This window comes from Pseudomonas sp. AL10, from assembly GCF_029960685.1.
Lineage (GTDB): Bacteria > Pseudomonadota > Gammaproteobacteria > Pseudomonadales > Pseudomonadaceae > Aquipseudomonas > Aquipseudomonas lactis.
Map to the genome: position 1 here is coordinate 56,468 of NZ_JASBQZ010000027.1, position 17,805 is coordinate 74,272.

The 17,805-nt window shown below is 62.0% G+C and carries 12 protein-coding genes; 2 read left to right on the forward strand and 10 right to left on the reverse strand.

Annotated features, from left to right (window positions below; translation table 11 throughout):
* Positions 1-65: 65 nt before the first annotated feature.
* Both kynA and kynB read right to left on the reverse strand, forming a co-directional pair.
* The gene (gene kynA / locus QK296_RS20950) at positions 66-938 is read right to left on the reverse strand and encodes a tryptophan 2,3-dioxygenase (protein ID WP_003194113.1); all 873 of its coding nucleotides are present in this window, start codon (positions 936-938) and stop codon (positions 66-68) included.
* Entirely contained in the window at positions 935-1,585 is a 651-nt protein-coding gene (kynB, locus tag QK296_RS20955) for an arylformamidase (RefSeq protein WP_032895314.1), read from the reverse strand. Before kynB ends, kynA begins: the two co-directional genes overlap by 4 nt.
* A gap of 365 nt (positions 1,586-1,950) precedes the next feature.
* Here kynB and QK296_RS20960 point away from each other — a divergent pair, with 365 nt between their 5' ends.
* Positions 1,951-2,295 (forward strand): cupin domain-containing protein, encoded by a 345-nt coding sequence (locus tag QK296_RS20960; protein ID WP_003230905.1) that lies wholly within the window; start codon positions 1,951-1,953, stop codon positions 2,293-2,295.
* 109 nt (positions 2,296-2,404) lie between these two features.
* On the opposite strand, the gene mmsB is transcribed toward QK296_RS20960, so the two are convergent.
* Both mmsB and QK296_RS20970 read right to left on the reverse strand, forming a co-directional pair.
* Positions 2,405-3,289: a 3-hydroxyisobutyrate dehydrogenase gene (gene mmsB / locus QK296_RS20965; protein WP_137203853.1), complete on the reverse strand. Its 885-nt coding sequence runs from the start codon at positions 3,287-3,289 to the stop codon at positions 2,405-2,407.
* Between the two features lie 15 nt (positions 3,290-3,304).
* Positions 3,305-4,822 (reverse strand): CoA-acylating methylmalonate-semialdehyde dehydrogenase, encoded by a 1,518-nt coding sequence (locus tag QK296_RS20970; protein WP_003194117.1) that lies wholly within the window; start codon positions 4,820-4,822, stop codon positions 3,305-3,307.
* Positions 4,823-4,955: 133 nt separating this feature from the next.
* On the opposite strand from QK296_RS20970, the gene QK296_RS20975 reads away from it, so the two are divergent.
* Positions 4,956-5,903, forward strand: a complete 948-nt coding sequence (locus tag QK296_RS20975) for a LysR family transcriptional regulator (RefSeq protein WP_137203852.1) — start codon at positions 4,956-4,958, stop codon at positions 5,901-5,903.
* A 127-nt stretch (positions 5,904-6,030) separates the two neighbouring features.
* Here QK296_RS20975 and QK296_RS20980 read toward each other — a convergent pair whose 3' ends face one another.
* The 6 genes from QK296_RS20980 to recC form a co-directional block, all read right to left on the reverse strand.
* The gene (locus QK296_RS20980) at positions 6,031-6,519 is read right to left on the reverse strand and encodes an OmpA family protein (protein ID WP_282391257.1); all 489 of its coding nucleotides are present in this window, start codon (positions 6,517-6,519) and stop codon (positions 6,031-6,033) included.
* Positions 6,520-6,524: 5 nt separating this feature from the next.
* Positions 6,525-7,787, reverse strand: coding sequence for a diguanylate cyclase (locus tag QK296_RS20985; protein ID WP_282391258.1), 1,263 nt, complete (start codon positions 7,785-7,787; stop codon positions 6,525-6,527).
* Positions 7,784-8,350 carry a YfiR family protein gene (locus QK296_RS20990; RefSeq protein WP_034133673.1) on the reverse strand — a complete coding sequence of 189 codons (567 nt, stop codon included), beginning with the start codon at positions 8,348-8,350 and terminating at the stop codon, positions 7,784-7,786. Before QK296_RS20990 ends, QK296_RS20985 begins: the two co-directional genes overlap by 4 nt.
* Positions 8,351-8,482: 132 nt before the next feature.
* Positions 8,483-10,561, reverse strand: coding sequence for an exodeoxyribonuclease V subunit alpha (recD, locus tag QK296_RS20995; RefSeq protein WP_282391259.1), 2,079 nt, complete (start codon positions 10,559-10,561; stop codon positions 8,483-8,485).
* A complete protein-coding gene (recB, locus tag QK296_RS21000) occupies positions 10,558-14,229 on the reverse strand; it encodes an exodeoxyribonuclease V subunit beta (RefSeq protein ID WP_282391260.1) in 3,672 nt (1,223 codons plus the stop codon). The genes recD and recB overlap by 4 nt, the downstream gene beginning before the upstream one ends.
* Positions 14,226-17,678, reverse strand: coding sequence for an exodeoxyribonuclease V subunit gamma (gene recC / locus QK296_RS21005; RefSeq protein ID WP_282391261.1), 3,453 nt, complete (start codon positions 17,676-17,678; stop codon positions 14,226-14,228). The genes recB and recC overlap by 4 nt, the downstream gene beginning before the upstream one ends.
* Positions 17,679-17,805 lie beyond the last annotated feature (127 nt).

The window sequence follows — 17,805 nt, forward strand, 5'->3', positions numbered from 1 at the left end:
AAGCCAGCTCCCACAGTTGACTGTATTTCACATAAAAAAAGCCCCGGTAATCCGGGGCTTTTTGTTTAAAGCGTGGAGCGTACGCGCCAGAGTTCGGGGAACAACACCGTATCGAGCATCTTGCGCAGGTACCCCACGCCTTCCGTACCGCCGGTGCCCGGCTGGAAGCCGATGATGCGCTCCACCGTGGTGACATGCCGGAAGCGCCACTGGCGGAACGAATCTTCCAGGTCGATAAACTTCTCGGCCAACTGGTACAAATCCCAGTAACGGTTCGGGTCGCGATACACCTCACGCCACGCCGCCTCCACAGAGTCATCATGCACTGTGGCTGCGGTCGGGTCGCGCTCGGCACGCTTGGGATCAATCGCCAGCCCCGCCTTGACCATCAGGTTCACCGCCTCGTCATACAGCGACGGCGTGGCGATCGCCACCTGTAATTGCTGCAGCAATTCCGGGCGATGGGCATGGGGCCGCAGCAGCGCCGGGCTTTTGTTGCCGAGGATGAATTCGATCTCGCGGTACTGGAACGACTGGAACCCCGACGACTGCCCCAGGAACGGGCGAATCGCCTTGTACTCTGACGGGGTCATGGTGGCCAGCACCGCCCAGGCGTGCACCAGTTGATCGAAGATGCGCGACACCCGCGCCAGCATCTTGAACGCTGGCGGCAATTCACCCAGGCGCACATGTTCGCGGGCGGCCTTGAGTTCGTGAAGCATCAGCTTCATCCACAGCTCCGAGGTCTGGTGCTGAATGATGAAGAGCATTTCGTTGTGGTCCGGCGACAGCGGGTGCTGGGCACTGAGGACTTTGCCCAGGTCCAGGTAGTCGCCATAGCTCATGGACTCGGAAAAATTCAGTTCGGCGTTATGCCATTCTTCCGGGGATTGGTTATCGGCAGGCTTATAGTCTGGTGAGAAAGGACATTGGCTCATCGCGTGGGCTCCTTGAGCGGGCGGAGAATGGCGCGCACAGGACTCGCGTCCAGGTTGGCGAAGCGCAGCGGCAGCGCGATCAATTCATAGTCGCCCTCCGGTACGTCATCGAGCACGATGCCTTCGAGGATCGCCATACCATGACGAGCCACGGCGTTGTGGGAATCCATGGTCTTGGACTGTTGTGGGTCCAGGGACGGCGTATCGATACCGATCAGGCGCACCCCCAGGCTGGCCAGCAGCTCAATGGTCTGGGGCGCGATGGCGGTGAAATTCGAATCCCATTCGGTGAGCGGCGCTTGTGGATAAGTGCGCAGCAGCACACGCTCCGGCAGGTTATCCACACGCCCTTGCAACTGATGGGGCTCAACCAACGCGCCGCTGCCCAGGCAATGCAACACGCGGCAAGGGCCCATGTACACGTCCAGCGATACCTCGCCAATCGGCGCGCCATCGGCGCTGTAATGCAGCGGTGCATCCACATGGGCACCGGTGTGCGGCGACAGGGTTACGCGGCCCACATTTACCGGACACTCCGGGCCGAACTGCCACACGCGCTCTTCCTGGAACGGCGTATCGCCCGGCCAGGTCGGGGTGGCCGTGCTCAAGGGCGGGCTGATATCCCACCACGTTTTTATTGGGTTCATTGCAAGGCTCTCACTGGGTACTGGGGTGAATGATACGAGGGCCAGCTCTGAATTTTCTTGCGAATTCTGGCGCGACACGGGAAATCTTTCGCAGTTACTGCGAGGAAACATCGGTTTTATGCACAGATCTGTCGCTCCAGATACGCCACGACCTACTGTGGGAGCCTGGCTTGCCAGCGATAGCGGAGTGTCGGGCAAGGGAGATGCTCGCTGTACCACCGTCATCGCGGGCAAGCCCGGCTCCCACAGGGGACTGCGGTGTTCACGTGTCTGCGCTTCTGGGCATCCCAATGTCGAGTTCAGACCATCTGCGCAACGCCCAAGGCCTTAGGGTGCATCTTTCCCTTCCCTGCCTCGGAGTCAACATGTCCAAGCCCATCACCGTACTGCGCGACACCCACCCACTGCCGGTCCTGGATGCCTGCAAATGGGAAAAGCTCGAAGGCGACCCGCACACTGTCAACCTCAACGCCTACACCAGCGAAGACGGCAGCAAAATTATGGGCACCTGGATCTGCACACCGGGCAAGTGGTACGTGGAATACGTGAAGTGGGAATACTGCCATTTCCAGGAAGGCTACTGCGTGATCACGCCTGAAGGCATGGAGCCGATCCACCTGCGGGCTGGGGATATCTTTGTGGTGGAACCGGGGATGAAGGGGACGTGGGAAGTGGTCGAGACGGTGCGTAAGTATTTTGTGTTTGCCTGACCCATCCCCGTCCCTGTAGGAGCGAGCTTGCTCGCGAAGATCGCCAACGAAAACGCGCTCATCCAGGATGAACGCGTTGCTCTCACATTTTTCGCGAGCAAGCTCGCTCCTACAGCTTGCGATAGCTGTTGATGATCGCCGAGAAGTCTTTACCGCCCTCCCCGCGCTGGCTCATCGACTGATACAACTGCTGGGCCACCGCACCGAGAATCACCGGCTGATGCGCCTGGCGCGCAGCCTCCGTCGCAAGGCCCAAATCCTTGAGCATCAGGTCGGCACCAAAACCACCGGTATAGCCACGCGATGACGGCGCGGTTTCGATCACGCCCGGCCATGGGTTGTAGGTGTCGGAGCTCCAGCAACGCCCGGTGGAGCTGTTGATAATGCCCGCCAGCACTTGAGTGTCGATACCCAAGGCATCGCCCAGGGCCATGGCTTCGCTGACACCGACCATACTGATGCCGAGCAGCAGGTTGTTGCAGATCTTGGCGATTTGCCCAGTGCCGACGTCACCGCAGTGCACGATGTTGCGGCCCATCTGCGCCAGCACCGGTTGCAGGGTGGCGAACAATTCCGGGTTGGCGCCGACCATAAAGGTCAGCGTCCCGGCCTGGGCACCGCCGGTACCACCAGAGACCGGTGCATCGGCCACGGCCACGCCTTGTTTCGCCGCTGCTGCCGCGACATCACGGATGGTTTGCGGATCGATGGTGCTGCAATCCACCGCTGGGATGCCTTTGCCGATGCCGGCGAGCACACCGTCTTCATTCAGCCATACGCTGCGCACGTGAGCGGCGGCCGGCAGCATGGTAATCACCAATTCGGCGCCTTGGGCGGCGTCACGCGGTGAACCGCTGATAGTGGCGCCCAGTTCGGCGAGCTCCTTGAGTACGGCCTGGTTCAGGTCGAACAGGTTCAGCGCGTGGCCAGCCTTGATCAGGTTGCGGGCCATGGGCGCGCCCATGTTGCCCAGGCCGATAAATGCAATCTTCATGGTCGTCTCCCAGGTTCAGCGCAGGTTGATGGTGGTGTTGACGCCATCGTTGACCGTGTTGTCGTCGAACCAGCGGCTGGTGACGGTTTTGGTCTGGGTGTAGAACTGCACCACTTGCTTGCCGTACGGGCCGAGATCGCCGAGCTTGGAACCGCGCGAGCCGGTGAAGCTGAAGAACGGCACTGGCACCGGGATCGGAATGTTGATGCCGACCTGGCCCACATCGATCTCGCTCTGGAATTTACGCGCCGCCGCACCGCTCTGGGTGAACAGACCCGTGCCGTTACCGAACGGGTTGGCGTTGACCAGGGCGATGGCTTCATCGAGGGTATCGACTTCCAGCACCACCAGCACCGGGCCGAAGATTTCTTCGGTGTAAATGCGCATGTCGGTGGTCACGCCCGAGAAAAGGGTGGGGCCGACAAAGTTGCCATTCTCGAAGCCCGGTACTTGGATGTCGCGACCGTCCAGCTCCAGCTTGGCGCCTTGTTTCACGCCGCTTTCAATCAGTTCCAGGATACGTGCCTTGGCACGCTTGGAGATCACCGGGCCGACATCCGTGCCCGCTTCACTGCCGGCATTGACCTTGAGCTTTTGTGCCAGCGCCTTGAGGTCTGGCAGCCACTGCTTGGCCGCGCCCACCAGCACCACCACCGAAGTGGCCATGCAACGCTGGCCAGCCGCGCCGAAACCGGCGCCGACCAGGGCGTTGAGGGTGTGCTCACGGTTGGCATCCGGCAGCACCACCGCATGGTTCTTGGCGCCCATCATCGATTGCACACGCTTGCCGTGTTTGCCGGCCAGGTCGTAGACATGGGTGCCCACAGCCGTCGAACCAACGAAGGACACCGCCTTGATGTCTTTGTGAGTGCACAGTGCATCCACCACGTCCTTGCCGCCATGCACCACGTTGAGCACGCCGGCCGGTACGCCGGCTTCCAGCGCCAGCTCCACCAGCAGCATGGTCGACAACGGGTCTTGCTCGGAAGGCTTGAGGACGAAGGTATTACCGCAGGCAATCGCCATCGGGAACATCCACAGCGGAATCATCGCCGGGAAGTTGAACGGAGTGATGCCGGCACACACACCAATAGGCTGGCGCAGGGTGTAGGTGTCCACACCGCCGGCCACGTTCTCGGCGAACTCGCCCATTTGCAGGGTGCCGATGGAACAGGCGTGCTCCACCACTTCCAGGCCACGGAAAATATCGCCCTCGGCATCGGCAATGGTCTTGCCCTGCTCGGCGCTGAGGACCACGGCGATACGCTTGGAGTGTTCACGGATCAGGGCTTGCAGCTTGAGCATGATGCGCATCCGCGCACCGATCGGCGTCAGCTTCCAGGTCTGAAAGGCGCGATGGGCGGCGTCGATGGCAGCGTTGACTTCATCGGCAGTGGCAAACGGGACTTTGGCCAGCACTTGTTGGGTGGCCGGGTTGACGATGTCTTGCCACTCGGTGGTCTTGGACTCGACCCACTCGCCGTTGATCAGCAACTTGACCTGTTGCACGGAAATATCGGCAGATGCGTTCATGTGGTCTCCAGAATCTTGTAGTTATGCAGAGAACCAAGGCGTTGAATCGCCTTGAAGAATGAGGCGTTCGGACTGTTTTTGGAGTATAGATGTGCAAATCTCTAATAAGAACGCACATAAAAGCCGGTCCAATATGCAAAAAAACATCACCTCCCTGGGCGCCCTGAACTGGGATGACCTGAAGTTTTTCCTCGAAGTGGCGCGCACCCGCAAGGCCAGCGTCGCCGCCAAGCGCCTGGCGGTGGACTACACCACCGTGTCGCGGCGCATCAGCTCTCTGGAAGTGTCCCTCGGTACGCTGCTGTTCGAAAAATCCCGGACCAACGGCTTCGTGCTCACCAGCGAAGGCCAGCGGTTGCTGGGTTACGCCGAATCCATTGAAAGCACGCTGCACATGGCCTGCGAACAGGTGTCCGGCTCCGGCGTGGCACTGTCGGGCCATGTGCGCATGGGTTGCACCGAAGGCTTCGGCAGCTTCTTCGTCACCCCGCAACTGAGCCATTTCGTCGACACTTATCCTGCGATCTCGGTGGACATCCTGCCCCTGCCCCACTTCATCAGCCTGTCCAAGCGTGAAGCGGACATCGTCATCGCCCTGGAACGCCCGGAACACGGGCCGTATGTGTGCTGCAAACTGTGCGACTACACATTGCAGCTCTACGCCACCCAGGACTACCTGGACCAACACCCGCCGATCGGCAAACCTGCGGATTTGGCCGAGCATCCCTTTATTAGCTATGTGGATGATCTGGCCTTCAGCTCGGAGTTGCTGTACCTGGCCAATGTGGTGCCCGGCGCCAGCGCCAGCCTGCGCAGTACCAGCGTGATCGCGCAGTACGTGGCGGCCCAGCAAGGCCGGTCGATGGCGATATTGCCGTGCTTTTTGGCCGCGCAGGATCCGCGCTTGCTGCCGGTGCTGGGGGAGCAGATTACGATTACGCGGCAGTTCTGGATGTATTGCCGGGAGGATTTGAGGAAGTTGAAGCGGATTACGTTGTTGTGGGATTACATTCGAGAGGTGACGGAGCAGAACCAGGGGTTGTTGATGGGGCAGACGCGGGAGATGCGGTTTGCAGACTAAATGTGGGAGCTGGCTTGCCTGCGATAGCGGTGTATCAGCAAAAGCTATATCTACCGATCAACCGCCATCGCAGGCAAGCCAGCTCCCACATATTGAATGCATTTCAGCTGGGGGTAGGAGAACCCGCTTAGTCTGCGATCACTACAATTGATACCCGACGATTCTCGGTGCGGCCTGCTGGGGTCGTGTTCGGCGCCACCGGCTCGCTGCTGCCCAGGCCGCGCAGTTGGATGTTTTCTTCTTTCATGCCCACGCGGGTCAGCACCTTGCCCACGCTTTTGGCGCGGCGCAGGGACAGTGCCACGTTGTAGGGTTCTTTGCCGGAGGCGTCGGTGTGGCCGTCGACACGCACACGCTCGATACCCGCGCCTACCAGGGCCTGGCCGATGCGTTCGACGATGTCGGTGCTGGGTTTGTTGAGGGTTTCGACGTCACTGCCAAACAGCACTTTGCCGGACAGGCCGAAGGCCCAGCCTTCATCGGTCAGCTCGAAGCCTTGTTGTTTGAGCACGGCGACTTGCGCCGGGGTCAGGCCTTTGGGTGGCGTCTGGCAGCCGCTGAGGGCCAGGAAAGCGACGAGTAAAGAAACAAATAAAATGCGTGTGTTAGCGAACAAGGGAATCAACTCCTGTGTTGAACGTTGACGACGGGATGCTCCGACTCCGCCGTTTGCTGGCCGCCCGAGGACAATCGTTTGGCCTGGTACATCGCCGCGTCGGCGGCGTTGAGCAAGGTGCCGGGAGTGGCGCCATGCTCGGGATAAATGGCAATACCGATGCTGAGGGAGGTCAACACCTGGGTATCACCTGGCAGGGGGATCGGCATGTCCATGCTGGCAATGATTTTGTCGGCGATGCGATGGGCGTCTTCGGCCTTGTGCAGGGGCGCCAGTAATACCGCGAATTCATCACCGCCCAGGCGCGCCACCAGGTCGTCCTCGCGCAGTTGCGCCCGCACGCGGTCGGCAACGGCCACCAGCACGGCGTCGCCGGCGGCATGGCCAAAGCGGTCGTTGATGTCTTTGAAGCGGTCGCTGTCGAGGAACAGCACCGCCACCCGCTCGTTGACCTTGGCCGCGCTGCGCAAGGCGCGGATCAGCCGGCCTTCGAAGAACGCGCGGTTGGGCAGGCCGGTGAGGCTGTCGTGGCTGGCCTGGTGGGCCAGGGTTTCGTTTTCGCTTTGCAGGTGAGTCTGCCAGGCTTCCATCTCACCGAGCAGGGCGTTGAAGTCGCTGCCCAGGCTGTCGAGTTCGGCGATCTGCGCCGAGGGTACACGGCGGTCAAAGTCTCGCTCGCTGCGGGCGGCGTGGGCGACGGCGGCCAGGCGTTGCAATGGCACGGTGATGCCATTTAACAGACGCCGCGACAGGTGTAACGCCACCCAGGCGCTGAGGGCGGTGCAGATCAGAATCCCGATCAGGCCGCTGAGCAAGAAGCGCAACAGGCTTCCACCGTGGCCGACCAGATGGATGCTGCCGACGGTTTGCCCTTGGCGCAGAATCGGCTGGCTGATGGGCTGTTCGAGCAGGGCGTGCGCTATTTGCAGCTCGACCCGTGACAACATGCCGGTTTCCGGGCGAACCCAGCGCGCCAGCAGCTTGCCGTTGATATCGAATACTTCTGCCTGGGCCACTTCTTCGGTGGAGGCAATCAGGCTCAGGGCTTCGGTGGCCGCCGCACTGTCGTTGAACACCACGGCCGCTTCCACGGTGTAGTTGATGGAGCGGGCGATCAGGTGCAAGTTGTGCTCGGCATACACCCGCAGGGCGAGGACGCCGAGCAGGGTCAGGGACACACTGGCCAGGGTGACCGCCACCAGCGCCAGGATCATATGCCCGCGAGCAATCACCGAGCGCAGGGTCGGCCGCACTTTATCGCGACTCATGAGCCAGACGCTCGACGACGGGACAACTGCAACACACTGGGATGGATGCGCACGCCGCTACGGGCGACGGAATCCAGGTTGACCTCGAACGACACCTGCTCATCGCTGACGCGCAGGCAGAACAGGCTGCCCACCGTGCATTGGTCGCCCCCTTCGCTGATGCTGAGTACGGGATGGCCGATCAATGAGGTAAACAGGCGGTTGCGTTCGTCGGGTGTGATTTTGCCGATGTAGACGGCATCACAGGCATTGACGATATCCGGATGATCGACCAGCAGGCGCCGCACCAGCACCGGACGACCGGTGGCCTGGGTAGTGCCTTTGACCAGGTCATCGGTGTACTGAGTCGGCCCGACAATGCACAGCCGCAATTGCGCAGGCTCCACCGGCCACCGCGCGTAGCTGAGAATACCCAGCACGACCTGGGTGACCGCCTGGGCGCGCTGCTCGGCGAGGCTGGGCGTCTGCGCCCATACCTGCGGCGCGAGCAGGCACAGAACCGCCACCCGCAACATGCGTCTCCAGCTCAAACTGCGCTCTGTGGGCGAGACAGCCACGTTCATGCAGCACTTCTCTCAGGTATTTTCCAGGGTGATGCCGCAACGATAGCACAGCGGCGGTAAACCCCATGCCGTACAGCTGGTACGGGGCTTACTATTTTTTCAGAAAAATCAGACATCTGAATCAGAAATATTTCATGACCTATCAGTCAGTTTTTCAGGCACGGCATCCAACTCCAGCATCAACCCGCTCAAACGCTTGACCTTGCGCCGTACCGCCTCCTCAAACACCCCACCGCGTGGCTCGATCAAGCTGAACCAGCGCTTGGCGCGGGTAATACCGGTATAGATCAACTCTTTGGTCAGCACCGGGTTCAAAGCGTCCGGAAGGATCAGCGCCGTATGGGTGAACTCCGAGCCCTGGGATTTGTGTACGGTCATCGCATACACGGTTTCGACATCATTCAAGCGGCTGGGCAGCACGAAACGTACGCCACCCTGGCCATCGTTACGTGGGAAGGCCACGCGTAGCACGTGGGGGCCGCCATCGCTTTCGGGCAGTTTCAGCGCGATGCCGATGTCCCCGTTCATCAGGCCCAAGCCATAGTCGTTACGGGTCATCAAGACCGGACGGCCCTCGTACCACTGCTCGTCGCCTTCGATCAGGCGGACTTTGCGCAGGGCCGCGGTGATGCGCTGGTTCAGCCCTTCAACCCCCCAGGGCCCTTTGCGCACGGCACAGAGCAATTGGAACGCATCAAAGGCTTGCAACAATTGTTGCGCCCAATAGGTCCAGGCCGGGTCATCGCGCGGCGTATCCAGAGGTGGACGTGCCGATTGCAGCAGGTTCAGGTAGTAGCGATAACCCTGGGCGCCGTCGCCCTGCCCGTCCAGCACCAAGCGCTCAAGGCCGTGGTCATGCTCGCCCTTGAGGCTTAGGCAAAACAGGTCGTCATGACGGCGCGCGGCCAGCAACTGACGTGCCTCTTCGGCATTTTGCTGGTTGACCCAGCGCGCCAGCTGGCCGATGCCGCTGCCTTCGCCGAAACGACGCGAATAGCGCAGCATCACCACCTGCTGGGCCAGGGGATGACGGGCATCGAGGTCTTCTTGCAGGCCGCTGGCACTGAGGTCTTCGCCGCTGACCGCTTGCAGCCATTGCAGAGTCTGCGGACTGTACCAGCCGGCTTCGGCGTCACGGCACAAATCGCCGAGTACCGCACCGGCCTCCACCGACGCCAACTGGTCCTTGTCGCCCAGCAATACCAGACGCGCATGGGGCGGCAAGGCATCGAGCAGGTTGGCCATCATTTCCAGGTCGATCATCGAGGCTTCGTCCACCACCAGCACATCCAAGGGCAACGGGTTGCCCAGGTGATGACGAAAATGCCGAGTGCCGGGACGACTGCCCAACAAGCGGTGGACCGTGGTGACTTGGGTCGGGATTTTTTCCCGCACGTTGTCGGGCACTGTCAGTGACAGCACTTGCTGGCTGATGGATTCGGTCAGGCGAGCAGCGGCTTTACCGGTGGGCGCGGCCAGGCGGATGCGCAACGGGCTGCCGGACTCCACGGCGGGCGCCTGCAACAGCGCGAGCAGGCGCACCACGGTGGTAGTCTTGCCGGTACCGGGGCCGCCGGTGACGATGCTGAAGGCGCCGCGGGTCGCCAGGGCGCAGGCGAGCTTTTGCCAGTCAATCACCCCATTGGGCGCCGGTTGGTCGAACAGGCGATTGAGGCGTTGCGGCAGATCGGCGGCGGCGTCTTCCACGCTGGCCAGGCGCAGGCGCAGGGCGTGGTCGATACGCCGCTCGTAGGTCCAGTAACGGCGCAGGTACAAGCGCTTGCCGGACAACACCAACGGGCGGCTGCGGGCCTCCTCGCAGCCATCGACGGCCAGCGCGACCAACGGGCTTGAAGCCAGGGCATGGCACCAATGGCCGCCATCCAGGCCGTGCAGCAACTGCGAGGGCAGCAGCATGGCGCCGGTGTGCAGGTCGCCTTCGGGCGGCAATGACAGGGCAAAATCCGGCGCTTTGAGGGTTTCGAACACATCCAGGCAGACGTGGCCATGCCCCAGTTGATGGCTGGTCAAGGCCGCCGCCAGCAGCACCAGCGGATCGGCGTTTCGGTCCAACTCGTACAGGAAGCCGACGAAGGCTTTGTCCAAGGCCCGCAGCCAACCCCGCTCGACCCAACGTGCAAGCAACTGCAGCAGGTCGGGGGCGCGATCAAGGGGCAAAAGCGCCTCCAGCGGTAACGGTGACAGGCTCATAACAGCACTCCTTGTTCCCAGGCAGGCTCAACCTTGGGTGGGATGGGCTTGCCCTGGAACAACAGGTCCAGGCTTTCGATCAACTCACGGGGCGGCCGGGTGAAATACGCCCCCTGGCTCACCGATTGGCTACCGCGCAGGAACAGATACAGGGCACCGCCGACGTGCTGGTCATAATCGTAATGTGGCAGGCGCGCCTTGAGTTGGCGGTGCAGGGCCAGCAGGTAAAGTACGTATTGCAGGTCGTACCGATGCTCGAGGATCGAGTGTTCCATGGCCTCAAAGGTGTAGGCCGAGTCGTCAGGGCCGAGCCAATTGGATTTGTAGTCCGCCACGTAGTAACGGCCATCGTGCTCGAACGTCAGGTCGATAAAGCCTTTGAACATGCCGTTGAGCAGCACCGGTTCGGCGGCCACGCGGGACACGCCGCCATGGGTGTGCTGGCACACCAGTTTGTCGAGGGCGAGCACGTCGACGGTGTGACTGGCGAACCAGAATTCCATCTCGATCTGGTACTGCTGCAGGCCGCTGAGGGCGAAGCGCTCGTTGTGCAGGGGCAGCGGCGTTTGCAGCAGGTGCTCCAGCCAGCCACTGAGGGTGACGATCCAGCCTTCCCAGTTGCGGCGGTTACAGCGTGCACCCACGGCTTTTTCGATGGCCTCGGGCGTCACGTTGAAACCTTCTTCACCGGCCCATTCCAACAAGCCGTGAAGAAAGGTGCCTGGGTTGGGACCGCGTGGGAAACGGTGAATATCCCCGCCGGACGCGACCGTTTCCCGAGGGGCATCGGGGTCGAGGCGTTCGTCATCGAACAGCTTCTGGGCCTGTGGGCTCTCGGGCGCCTCGAGGTTGGCGGCGCTCATGCTGTCGCCGATGCGCAAGGCGCTGTAGGAGGCAATCCACCAGTTTTCCGCGGCCTTGCGTACAGGCAGCAACGGCGCTAGCAAGGTCGCTTGGTTGCGCGGCGGGTGGAACAGGATGTCTTGGGCGTCGGGCACAAGGTCATAACCGATGGCCGCGCAGCCTTGCTGCAAGTCCAGCAACCAGCGCGCCAGACTCGCTGATTCGCCCAACGACGCGCCGGCACCGAGCAAATAGCCCAATGCAGACAGGTGCAAGACCGAGCTGTTGTTATTACCGCGCTTGAGGTCGGCGATGCCCAGCCAGCAGGCGTGTTTGGCGCGGGTCAAGGCCACGTAGAACAAACGCAGGTCTTCAGCCAGGCGCTCGTCATCGGCTTGGGCGATCAGCTCGGCCGTGGGTCGTAGGCTGACGTGGGACTTGCCCAGTTCATCGTGGTAATGCAGCGGCAAGCGACTGCCATCCACGGGCTTGGCCGAACAGATGAACGGCAAGAACACCAAGTCGTATTCCAGGCCCTTGGATTTGTGGATGGTCACCACTTTGACCAGTTGCTCGTCACTTTCCAGGCGCAGGATCTGTTCTTCACCGGCCTGCCCCGACAGCGCCAGATGCTCGGCCAAATGACGGATCAACGCCTGCTCGCCATCCAGTTCCGAGGCGGCCTGTTGCAACAATTCACTGAGGTGCAACAGGTTGGTCAGCACCCGCTCGCCATCACTGCGGGCGATGAGGGTTTGCGGTAGCTTGAAGTCGTGGAGCAGGCGACGCAGCATCGGCAACACGCCTTGGGTACGCCAGATGGCACGGTAGCCACGAAACTGCATCACCCGCGATTCCCACGCCAGCTCGTCCTGGTTCAGACGCTCCAGCTCCGCCAGGGACAGGTTCAGGGTGACGCAGGCCAGGGCCGCCCTTAATGGCCGTTCGACGTCCGGTTCCGCGCAAGCCTTGAGCCAGGCCAACAGGTCATGGGCTTCCTGGGCGGCAAACACCGAGTCTTTATCCGACAGGTACACACTGCGCACGCCACGGCTGGCCAGTTCGGCACGTACGGCTTGGGCTTCCTTGCCGTCGCGCACAAGGATGGCGATGTCTGACGGCAACACGCCCTTCAAGCGCCCCGCTTTCACAAAGCCTGCGCTGCCTTGCTGGCCGCCATTGAGCAACGCAACGATCTGCGTGGCGCAGGCGGCGGCCAGTTGCTGACGGTAAACCGCGTTGGAAATCGGCTGGTCGGTGGGCAGGTGCCAAAGGTTCATGGCCGGCAGCGTCTGGCCGTCGACCTGCAACTGCTCGCTACGGCCTTGGGACAGTACCGAATGGAACGGCACTGGGTTGTCGCCATCGGGTTGGCGAAACAGAAACGCACCACGGCCGGTTTCAGCACGCTGGAACACATGGTTCACCGCCTCGACCATCGCATGGCTGGAGCGGAAGTTGGTGCCCAGGGTGTGATGGCGGCCGGTGGTGGCCTGCCGGGCGCGCAGGTAGGTATAGATGTCGGCGCCGCGAAAGGCGTAGATCGCCTGCTTGGGGTCGCCGATCAGGAACAGGCCGCTGTCGAGGTGGTTTTCCTCGATGCGGTAGATGCTGTCGAAGATGCTGTATTGCACCGGGTCGGTGTCCTGGAATTCATCGATCAGGGCCACCGGAAATTGCTCGCGGATCACACTGGCCAGGCGCTCGCCACCGTCTGCCTGGAGGGCGGCGTTGAGGCGGATCAGCATGTCGTCAAACCCCATCTCGGCGCGGCGACGTTTCTCTTCTTCGAAGCGTTTGCCAACCCAGCCGGCGGCATGTTGCAGCACCGCCGCGTCGGGCGTTGGCAAGGCGTCGAGGCTGGCTTTGAGGCCGGCCATGGCTTGGATGCCGGGGTGCTGCGGCGGCTCGCCTTTCCAGGCTTCGGCCATGCCATCGGGCGTCAGGCGGGTAAAGCCGGTGCCGATATCCAGTTGTTCCAGAGTTTCGTCAGCGGCCCAGGCGCTGATCTTTTCGAACCAGGGTTCGAAGTAACGCGCTTGCATCTTTCGCCCATCGACCGCTTTGGCGGCGACGGCTTGCAGGCAGATATCCCGCAGCTCGGCGGCCCATTGTTGCCAGGGTGCCTTGAGGGCAACCAGCGCGGCACGGCGTTCTTGCAGGCAGGCGCTGATCAGTTCGGCTGGCTCGCGGGTTTCGTCGGTGGGCCGCTCGCTGCCGAACAATGCACGCACCCGTGGCATCAGCGCCGCGGGGCCGCCCCAATTATTGCGCACCCAGTTGAGGGCATCGTCATGCATTGGGTAGCAGAACAAGCGCCAGTAGTCGCGCAGCACTTCGCCCAGCAGGTCGCTATGGTCAGTTTCCAGGGTTTGCGTGAACAGGCTGCCGCTGTCGAACGCGTGTTCGCGCAGCATGCGCTGGCACCAACTGTGGATCGTCGAAACCGCCGCTTCATCCATCCATTGCGCGGCGATGTCCAGGCGATTGGCACAGGCCGGCCATTGCTGCGGATCATAGTGCTCGCGCAGGTCTGCGATCAGCGCATCGGGCTGTTCGATTTCGTCACGGAAGAAGCGTGCGGCTTCGGCCAGGCGGATGCGAATGCGTTCTCGCAGCTCCTTGGTGGCGGCGTCGGTGAACGTCACCACGAGGATTTGCGGTGGCAGCAGCTCGCGGCCGAAACCGGATTCATCGCCGCCATGGCCGAGCACCAGGCGCAGGTACAAGGCGGAGATGGTGAAGGTCTTGCCGGTGCCTGCACTGGCTTCAATCAACTGGCTGCCTTTGAGCGGGAACGCCAGGGCCAAGGGTTTGCCGATCATGCGTTGGCCTCCGTGCTGGAAAGCGATCGCCAGGGGGCGTTGATCAGCGGGCGATACAGGGTTTCGCACCAGCCTTCGAACTCTTCGCTGGCGACCAGGGCCGCGTAGTCGGGAAATTGCCGCGTGAGGGCTGGCGTTTCGCGGCGTTCGCCGTCAGTGGTGATGCCATCGCCTTCATAGGCTTTGCTCGCAGCCGCTTGGGCCTTGGCGGGGTCAGTCTGGCCGAGCCAGGCGAACGCGGTTTTCACCGCGACAGGTAGCGGTGTACTCATTCCCGTGCGCCAGGCCAAAAGCAGGTTGCCGAGGATTTCCTCGGCGCTGGCCTTGTCCAGCGGGGCCAACAGTAAGGTGTCGTCACTGGCTACCAGACCGGTGCTCAAGGGCAGGCCACAGGCGCAGGCCACCACGTGATTGACCCAGGGGCGGATGAGGCGGTGCCACTTGCGTGTCTTGATCGAGCCAATGCTGTTGGGGATGGTGGTGACGCTTAACAGCCCGCCATCACTGCGTCGGTGCAGGCCGCTGATCCAACCTTCCAGCTGGATGCCCTGGTACGCAAAGCTGATCGGTTCAGCCCCGGTATGCGGGGTGGGCCACAGCGCCAGAAGGTCTTGATAGCGTTGCACCAGGTCTGGCAGCGGCTCGATCAGTTCGTTACGCAGGCATTCACCGAAACCGACCATCGGCAGCAGGCCGCTGCCTTGCAGGCGCAGGGCCTGGGCGTTGAGCGCCTGATCGAGCTGATCGGGTTGGGTGAGCGCCGCGTTCAGCAGGCTATCGCTGAGGCTGTAGCGTTGCAACGCGTCCAGCACGAAGGGTTCTTCGTCAGCCAGCGGCACTTCGGCGGCTTCGAAGAATACTTTCAGGCGCTGGCTGAAGAAGTGCTTGACCGGGTTGCGCAGGAAATCCTGTAACTGGCCGAGGCTCAGGGGTTCTTCCTGTTGGTGAGGGGTCAAGCCTTGCTCTTGGGTGATGACCGCCGGTGCCTGATGCAGCAATTGCCATTCGCGGGCATAGCTGAACAGTGAATCGCCTTCGTGGAAGTAGCGGGCGCTGAAGGGTTGCAGCGGGTGCTCCTGGGTCATTGCGTCGAGCAGCGGCTGATCGTTGTTGGCGTGCTGCCAGCCGCTGGCCAAGTGGTCGCGCAGTTGGCCGATCAGTACCGAGGCCGGGCGATCGCTGTTGTCACGGATGCTGCGGCCTACCCAGCTGATATACAGCTGGTCGCGGGCCGACAGCAGCGCTTCGAGCAACAAGTAGCGGTCGTCTTCGCGGCGAGAACGGTCGCCGGGGCGGTAATCGCTGCCCATCAGGTCAAAGTCCAGGGGGGGCTGGGCCCGCGGGTAGTCGCCGTCGTTCATGCCGAGCAGGCAAACCAGTTTGAACGGGATCGCACGCATGGGCATCAGCGTACAGAAATTGACCGCCCCCGCCAGGAAGCGCTGGGACAGGCGCCCCTGATCCAATCCGGCCAACCATGCCTCACGCACGACCGTAAGGGGTAACTCGTCTTGCAGACCAACGGACTCGCAGGTTTCCAGCCAGGTTTCTCTTAATTGTTCGAGCTGGCCCAGCAGGTAGTCATCGTGCTCGCTGCTGGGCAGGAAAAACAGCTGCATCAACCGTTGTAGACGCTCGCCCCAGGTTTGTGGCGACGCGGGTTCCGATAACGCTTGATGGGCATCGTTCAAGGCGTCAAGCAAGGCGACCAGTGGGCCGATCAAGGCCGCATCGAGGCCACCGATTTCGTCATAAGGTTCAATACCGTCGCAGGCCGTGCCGGTACCGACGGCATAGCCCAGCAGCATACGGCGCAGGCCGAATCGCCAACTGTTTTGCTCCAGCTCCGTGGGCAGGCCTAAACCGGCGCGTTGCGCGGCGTTCAGGCCCCAGCGGATGCCGGCGCCTTCGATCCAGCGATGCAAGGTGGGCAGGTCACGCTCTTTGATGGCGAAGCGTTCGCGCAAGGCCGGGACGTCGAGCAGGTCGAGGATTTCGCTGACGGGGAAGCGGCTGTCGGGGAGTTTGAGCAAGTGCTCGACGGCGATCAACAGCGGGTCGCGACCACGTTGGCCTTGGTCTGTAAGGGTGAAGGGGATGAAGCGTGGGTCATGGCGTTCGAGCTGGCCGAAGACCGCGCGAATGTGCGGCGCGTAGCTGTCGACGTCGGGGACCATGACGATGATGTCCCGAGGACGCAGTGTGGGGTCGGCGCTGAAGCGATGGAGCAATTGGTCGTGGAGGATTTCCACTTCGCGCTGGGCACTGTGGGCGATGTGGAAACGGATCGACGTATCGCGTTGCAAGTCGACAGCGGGCCACCGTTCACGGGTTTCATTCAACGGCCGCAGTTCGAGGATATCGTCCTGGAGTTGGTTGAGCAGCGTGGTGGGTTCGCTGTCGCTGAACAGGTCGATACGACCGTCGCGGAATGCCGCGCGGTAGCTGTTGGGGTCGTCGTAGCTGTCCAACAGACTGATGTAATCACGGCCCTGCTTGCCCCAGGCAGCAAGCAGCGGATGGGCGTGCTGGTGCAAAGTTTGTGGGTCGATCGTGACGGGCATGCCCGCTTTGCGCGCCTGGCGTTTGTATTCGTTACGCAGCAAGTCCTTGTCGGCGACGATGTCCGACCAATGATGGCGGCAGGGGTTATGCACGCAGAGCAGGACTTGGCTGAAACGAGCCAAGCCCGCCAAGGCTTCCAGCGCCTGGGCCGGCAGCGATGAGATGCCGAAGACAATCACCCGGGGAGGCAAGCCGGGAGGTGCTTGTTCAAGGCTGTTGATGCGCTCGATGAAGCGCTGATGAACGCCGGCCCGGCTTTCGGCCATGCCTGCTTCACCTACATCCAACAGCAGCGCGCGCCATAGCTCGGCTTGCCAGCAGTTGGCTGGGTTGAGCGGTTTGGAATCGCCTCGACCATTGCGCAGTTCGTGCCGGCCTGCGGCCCAGTCTTCCAGCCAGTCAGCACGGTAGACCTGGTATTGGTCGAACAAGTCAGCCAGGCGCTCGGCGAGTTGGTAGCGTTTGCGCAGGTCGGTGTCTTGCGTCAGGAAGCGTTGCAGCGGCTCGAAGTGCGGTTGGTCGATCAACTCGGGTAACAGGCGCATGAGGCGCCAGGTCAGCGGGGCTTTATCAAGCAGGGACTTGGGCGGGATCTCATCACGGCCCAAGACCATGCGATAAAGCTGCCACATAAAGCTGCCAGGCAGTTGCACGTCGATAGCTGCGGCAATGCCACAGCCGCCCATATCATCGGCTTGCGGGTCTTCGGCCAAGGCCAGCTTGAGCCACTGGGCAATGCCGTTGCTTTGTACCAGGGCGATTTCGTTTTCCAAAGGCGCCAGCGGGTAACGGCGCATCCAACTGACCACCAGGCTTCGCAGCTCGTCCAGGCGGTTGCCATGAACCACCATGAATCCAGGGCTGAGGGACGTCGCGTCCGGCATAACGGCTTCCTTGGGAAAAGCAAAATCGAGGGATGGACTTTAGCACTGTGGTGCACGGGGCGGACACAGGACGAACAAGTGTACGGGGACAAGGTGGACACTTTTCGAGCGCCCAAAACAAAACCCC

What these genes read in the sequence shown, in the direction of transcription:
- kynA (WP_003194113.1), bottom strand. Translation starts at nt 938, where the DNA reads ATGAGCCAATGTCCTTTCTCACCAGACTATAAGCCTGCCGATAACCAA.
- kynB (WP_032895314.1), bottom strand. Translation starts at nt 1,585, where the DNA reads ATGAACCCAATAAAAACGTGGTGGGATATCAGCCCGCCCTTGAGCACG.
- QK296_RS20960 (WP_003230905.1), top strand. Translation starts at nt 1,951, where the DNA reads ATGTCCAAGCCCATCACCGTACTGCGCGACACCCACCCACTGCCGGTC.
- mmsB (WP_137203853.1), bottom strand. Translation starts at nt 3,289, where the DNA reads ATGAAGATTGCATTTATCGGCCTGGGCAACATGGGCGCGCCCATGGCC.
- QK296_RS20970 (WP_003194117.1), bottom strand. Translation starts at nt 4,822, where the DNA reads ATGAACGCATCTGCCGATATTTCCGTGCAACAGGTCAAGTTGCTGATC.
- QK296_RS20975 (WP_137203852.1), top strand. Translation starts at nt 4,956, where the DNA reads ATGCAAAAAAACATCACCTCCCTGGGCGCCCTGAACTGGGATGACCTG.
- QK296_RS20985 (WP_282391258.1), bottom strand. Translation starts at nt 7,787, where the DNA reads ATGAGTCGCGATAAAGTGCGGCCGACCCTGCGCTCGGTGATTGCTCGC.
- QK296_RS20990 (WP_034133673.1), bottom strand. Translation starts at nt 8,350, where the DNA reads ATGAACGTGGCTGTCTCGCCCACAGAGCGCAGTTTGAGCTGGAGACGC.
- recD (WP_282391259.1), bottom strand. Translation starts at nt 10,561, where the DNA reads ATGAGCCTGTCACCGTTACCGCTGGAGGCGCTTTTGCCCCTTGATCGC.
- recB (WP_282391260.1), bottom strand. Translation starts at nt 14,229, where the DNA reads ATGATCGGCAAACCCTTGGCCCTGGCGTTCCCGCTCAAAGGCAGCCAG.
- recC (WP_282391261.1), bottom strand. Translation starts at nt 17,678, where the DNA reads ATGCCGGACGCGACGTCCCTCAGCCCTGGATTCATGGTGGTTCATGGC.